Here is a 695-nt window from a genome sequence, read left to right on the forward strand (position 1 = left end):
CGACCTAAAGCGGTCAATGTAAGACGGTCTGAATCAATGAGAGCCCGGCAGGCAACCATGAGGGTATTTAGACGCTTTTGGTGAATTTCTGGGCAATGTTGATAGAGGGATTGATGTAAGATAGTTAATGCTTGCACCTTGGAAGTCCGTGATTGTTTTTTGTTTGCGCTTAATCAGATCACATTCCAAGGTGTAAGTTCACTCTAATTTCATGATTTATCTCAAAGTTATCAGGGGATTCCTCAGTGCAAAACCACCTGATACTTTAACTATTTCACTTTTGTTTAATTCAGTCATAAAATTCTTCCTTATTTATCACTATACAAATAGTGCCCCAAAGCCCATCCACCGCCAAAAATTCCAGCCAGACCCGCAGCACCTTCGAGAATAGCCCAGGCTATTACGGGTACCGCACCACCATTCACCTGCTCAATCTCATTCATTGTTAGGGAAACTGCGAACAAGTCCTGCAATTTAGGTATCGAGCGAGGTTTTGAGCGGCCCGCCTGATTTTTGAACGCTAAGTGTTCAATTTTGGCCAACATACTGCCGTTTTACGCCGAATTTCGACCTAATTCCAGGCTGTTCCCGGATTTCAGACAGATCTTGGCTGTCGTCGTAACATCTGGTCTACTTTAAACAGGTTCGCCAAAGTGAATAGCATGGCTAACTGTGAGTCATTTTTCGTCAGCCCT

Annotated in this window: 1 protein-coding gene and 1 pseudogene; both read right to left on the minus strand. The window is 43.7% G+C overall.

All coding sequences use genetic code 11. The annotated features are described in order from the left end of the window. Positions 1 to 137, minus strand: a pseudogene (locus tag L1D47_RS20945) (IS4 family transposase); the annotation flags it as partial. Between the two features lie 171 nt (positions 138 to 308). After that, positions 309 to 545, minus strand: coding sequence for a class IIb bacteriocin, lactobin A/cerein 7B family (locus L1D47_RS20950; protein WP_239886642.1), 237 nt, complete (start codon positions 543 to 545; stop codon positions 309 to 311). Positions 546 to 695: the final 150 nt, after the last annotated feature.

The organism is Shewanella sp. Isolate7 (genome assembly GCF_022398425.1).
In the GTDB taxonomy this organism is placed as follows: domain Bacteria; phylum Pseudomonadota; class Gammaproteobacteria; order Enterobacterales; family Shewanellaceae; genus Shewanella.

Bases quoted from the DNA above. Each gene is read 5' to 3' on its own strand.
- L1D47_RS20950 (WP_239886642.1), bottom strand. From the start codon at position 545: ATGTTGGCCAAAATTGAACACTTAGCGTTCAAAAATCAGGCGGGCCGC.